This is a genomic window from Arthrobacter sp. CAL618 (genome assembly GCF_000468215.1).
Lineage (GTDB): Bacteria > Actinomycetota > Actinomycetes > Actinomycetales > Micrococcaceae > Arthrobacter_D.
Window position 1 is genome coordinate 48,447 of record NZ_ASZW01000254.1, and the last position, 4,317, is coordinate 52,763.

General features: G+C 63.1%; 5 protein-coding genes. All 5 read right to left on the minus strand.

The window, feature by feature from the left end; all coding sequences use genetic code 11:
• Window positions 1-1,325, minus strand: a 1,325-nt coding sequence (locus tag K728_RS0115470; RefSeq protein ID WP_443111002.1) for an ATP-binding cassette domain-containing protein, incomplete at its 3' end; no start/stop codon positions are given.
• Window positions 1,326-1,339: 14 nt separating this feature from the next.
• Complete coding sequence (gene aroQ, locus K728_RS0115475) at window positions 1,340-1,810, minus strand: type II 3-dehydroquinate dehydratase (protein WP_024477239.1); 471 nt, start codon at window positions 1,808-1,810, stop codon at window positions 1,340-1,342.
• Between the two features lie 237 nt (window positions 1,811-2,047).
• Window positions 2,048-2,335, minus strand: a complete 288-nt coding sequence (locus K728_RS0115485) for a winged helix-turn-helix domain-containing protein (protein WP_202805328.1) — start codon at window positions 2,333-2,335, stop codon at window positions 2,048-2,050.
• Window positions 2,336-2,349: 14 nt separating this feature from the next.
• Window positions 2,350-2,796 (minus strand): hypothetical protein, encoded by a 447-nt coding sequence (locus tag K728_RS0115490; RefSeq protein WP_156911344.1) that lies wholly within the window; start codon window positions 2,794-2,796, stop codon window positions 2,350-2,352.
• Between the two features lie 91 nt (window positions 2,797-2,887).
• Entirely contained in the window at window positions 2,888-4,240 is a 1,353-nt protein-coding gene (locus K728_RS0115495; protein WP_024477242.1) for an MFS transporter, read from the minus strand.
• Between the last annotated feature and the right edge of the window lie 77 nt (window positions 4,241-4,317).

A 4,317-nucleotide genomic window follows, 5' to 3' on the forward strand; every position in this document is an offset into this window, starting at 1 on the left:
CTGGCCCGCCGTTCACTCTTGGAGCCCCGCTTGTAGGCGTTGAGTGGTTCCTCAATGATCCGTTCAATCGTGAACATGGGATTCAGCGACGAGTACGGGTCCTGGAACACAGGTTGAACCCGCTGCCGGAAGTCAGCCAGCTGTGCTTTGTTCAGTGTTCCAACATCCATGCCGTCGAAAGTCATCGTGCCCGACGTCGGCTCAATGAGCTTCAGGAGCATCCGCGCGGTGGTGGTCTTCCCTGAACCGGACTCACCCACAATGGCGACGGTCTGTCCCCGTGGCACATCAAGGGTCACGTTCTTCGCCGCGTAGAAGTCGTCCGAGCTGCCCCGACGCTTGTAGATCTTGGTCAGGTCCCTGATCTCGACAATGTTCTTGCCCGGATCAGTGGCAGCCGGCGCCGCTGGGGCGTGGGCCTGGTGTTCCAGGAAGACCGCTTCTGCTGCCTGGGCCCGCTTCCCCGCGTCGGCGTGGTACGTCCCCGGCTGGAGGCGGACTGCTGCCACGCTGGGCGCAGCGCGGACGAGGGATTGGGTGTACGGGTGCTGGGGGTCATTGAGAAGCTGCTGCGCCGGCCCGGCCTCAACTACCCGGCCGCGGTGCATCACCACGAGATCCGAAGCGCGTTCGGCGGCCAGCCCCAGGTCGTGTGTGATCAGCAGCACCGATGTTCCGAGCTGTTCGGTCATCAGATCGATCTGGTCCAGAATGGTCCGCTGCACCGTCACATCCAGTGCGCTGGTCGGTTCGTCAGCGATGAGCAGCCGCGGCTGGCAGGCCATCCCGATCGCGATCAGGGCACGCTGCCGCATGCCACCCGAAAACTCGTGAGGATACTGTTTGGCCCGTTCACCGGCGTCGGGCAGTCCAGCGGCGGTGAGGACCTCGATGACGCGTTCCTTGACGTTCTTCTTGGTCGCCATCCCGTGGACCAGCAGGGTTTCGGCCACCTGGGTGCCGATCTTGGTAACCGGATTGAGGTTCGACATCGGGTCCTGCGGGACCAGCCCGATGGCCCGCCCGCGGATGGCGCGCATCTTCGTTTCAGAAATGGTGGCGAGGTCCTGGCCTTCGAACAGGATGCTGCCGCTGGTAATCCTGCCATTGGACGGCAGCAGGCCGATGCAGGACATCGCCGTCGTCGACTTTCCCGAACCGGACTCGCCAACAATCGCGAGGGTTTTCCCGCGTCGCAGGGTAAAGCTCGCATTTTCGACGGCGATCACATCGCCGTACGAAGTGCTGAACGTTACGGCGAGGTCCTTGACCTCAAGGAGCGGGGCATCGCTGGGGACACCGTCAACGGGTGTGATGTCGATCATGCCTCTATCGTCCCTCATGAGGGGGCGTAACCCACGGATCCGGAGGAGAGTTTTTCGATCAGGAAATCGACGGCGTACCGGTAGCCACTGATTCCGGCGCCCACGATCACGGCTTCCGCAACAGCCGACAGGTAGGACTGGTGCCGGAATTCTTCCCGCCGGTGCACGTTGCTGATATGCACCTCTACCGTGGGAAGGCCGACGGCGGCAATTGCGTCGCGGAGGGCGACGGAGGTGTGGGTGTAGGCGCCGGCGTTGATGACGATACCGTCGGCTGCCCCTGCCGCAGCCTGGATGGCGTCGACCAGTTCGCCTTCATGGTTGGACTGCAGGCACGTGACGGCCCAACCGTGACGCCCCGCGGCGTCTGCGGCGAGAGCCTCGACGTCGGCGAGGGTTCCTGTGCCGTAGGTGGCCGGTTCGCGGGTGCCCAGGAGGTTGAGATTCGGTCCGTTGATGATCAGGAGCGTGTTGGTCTTCGGCATGGCTTAACTATGCCCCACACCCGGGCGCACCAAAAAGCAGCTGTGAGTCTTGCAGCGGCTGGTCTGGGACTAGCTGACATCCACCACGGGCTTGGATGTATCGATAACTTCCCGGGCCAGCTCGTCCTTGAACTTCTGGCTAAACCGGCGACGCGATGCAGACATACTGCAGATCTCACTTTCAGTAGAAACCTCAGTTTGAGAGGTCCCACTGTCCGAAATCCCTAGGCTGCTCAGTTAGCGGAGGCCGCGTTGTAGGTCTTTTAGGGCGGTGGTGTGATCGCGGTAGGCTTTTCGGCCGGCTTTGGTGAGTCGGAAGACGGTGTGGGGTTTTTTGCCGAGGAAGGACTTGTTGATTTCCAGGTAGCCCTTGTCTTCGAGGATCGTGGCGTGTTTGGACAGCAGCGCGTAGCTGGTCCCGAGTTCGTCTTTCAGGGCCTGGTAGGTCGCGTTGTCCACGGAGGCTAGTGCTGCCATGATCGCGAATCTCACCGGTGAGTGAACGACCTCGTCGAGGCGGTTCATGGCATCTCCAAGGCTCACCTGCCGCGTACCGCCAACCATAGTGAGCAACCAAGTAGGGGAAGTGCCAGCACGATCGACGCGAGGACCGCCGTACTCAGGGGTACTCCGCCGGTTTCGGAGCCGACCGGGCTCAGAACCTGATAGGTGATTCCGCCGCCTACTCCCAACCAGAGGGCCGAGAGTCCTTCGATCAAGGTGAAATGTCTGGGCCGAACGGTACGGGTCCGGGAGCGGACGAAAACAAACAGAATGGCCAGCAGGACCAAACCGCCATAGACCACAACGGCACTTGTCCCGTTCACCAGGTCGGCGCCGGTGTGAAAAAACATGGCCATAAACAGCCCGCCGAACACCGCCCACACGGCGAGGACCACTGCCTCCGGCCCACTGGAAACATGGCGTTTTCTGGTGGCAGGCCTGGTTACAGCCGAGGGAACGCCGGTGCCTCGTTCATCATCCATGGTTCCAACGTATTGACAACTCAACGATTCGTCAACAAGCTGGCGCGCGGTAAAAGCCCCTCACAAGAGGAACCTCGATGTGTGGCGGTGCTCAGGCTGACATCGGTGCGACGTCGGCTGGCCGGGTGAGGTTGGCTGTCCGGCGGAGGCGGAGGCGGACGGCGGCCAGCGCCCCAGCAACGGTCACCAGGCTCATCACCGCAAGAACAATTCCGGGGTGCCACCAGGCGCCGTCGGTAGCTGTACCGAGGACCTGGGTAATGGAAGGAGCGAATCCGGCGACAATCGCCGCCAGGCTATAGGCGAAGGACAGAGCGGTGAACCCGGTGCGGGGCTCGAAAATGTCAGCCATCAATCCGCCAAGCGCGGCCCAGCTGGCGGTCGGCAGGATGCCGCCCAACAGGATGGCGGCCACATAGGTGGGCGCATCGGCGATGCTGATCACCCAATACAGCGGGAAAGCGATGAGGGCGGTGCCGATAGCCCCGCCGGCGACCACCTTGGCCGAGCCGATCTTCATGGCCAGATAGCCGAACGCGGGAATGGTCAGCAGTTGCAGGAGCGATCCGATCAGGGCCGCGTTGAGCACGGTCTCCTGGCTGAGTCCCAGCCGTTGGGTGCCGTAGGCCTGAGTGTAGGAAACCATGAGGAAGTAGGAACCGATACCGAGCACTGCCGCTGCGGCCGCGACGGCGATTGCCGCAGGCTGCCGCCGGATGACTTCGAAGAACGGAATGCTGGCGCGCGACTGTGTCTGCACGGTCTCTTTGAACACCGGCGTCTCGTCAATGGCGAGCCGCAGGTACAGGGCGATGCCCAGGAACGGGAACGCGAGCAGGAAGGGGATACGCCATCCCCAGGTGGTCATGACGTCGGGCGCCACGACAGCGAGGATCAGGAACACCAGGGAGATGAGCATGGTGCCGACGGGGGAACCGAGCTGGGGAATCGAGGCGTACAGCGCGCGTTTACGCGGTTCGGCGTGCTCGGTGGCGATCAGGATGGACCCGCCCCACTCGCCACCGAGGGACAACCCCTGGAGAAGACGGAGCACGGTCAGCAGGATGGGCGCCCAGACGCCGATCACGCTGTAGTCCGGGAGCAGGCCGACGGACCCGGTGGCCAGGCCCATCAGCACGATGGTCCAGATGAGGGTCTTTTTGCGGCCGATCCGGTCGCCGAGATGACCAAACAGGATGGCACCCAGGGGGCGGGCGACGAAGCCCATCGCGAAGATCAGGAAAGCCGAGAGGGTGCCCGCGAGGGGATCCTGGGCGGCGAAGAACACCTGGTTGAAGACCAACGCAGCAGCGGTTCCGAAGACGTAAAAGTCGTAGGACTCGAGGGTGGTGCCTACAAACGAGGCGGCCGCGGACTTACGGGCCATCTTGCGGTTGGCGGCCGGGGACGGGCCAGCGGTCGCGGGGGCAGTGGTAGTAGACACGTTTCGAAATTGTCCTCGTGCCGCAGGCCGAGGCGCCACCCCTGCCGGGCAAGATCACAACCCCCCGGGATGCACAT

Excerpts from the sequence above, each read along its gene's own strand:
- aroQ (WP_024477239.1), bottom strand. The coding sequence starts at position 1,810 with ATGCCGAAGACCAACACGCTCCTGATCATCAACGGACCGAATCTCAAC.
- K728_RS0115485 (WP_202805328.1), bottom strand. The coding sequence starts at position 2,335 with ATGAACCGCCTCGACGAGGTCGTTCACTCACCGGTGAGATTCGCGATC.
- K728_RS0115490 (WP_156911344.1), bottom strand. The coding sequence starts at position 2,796 with ATGGATGATGAACGAGGCACCGGCGTTCCCTCGGCTGTAACCAGGCCT.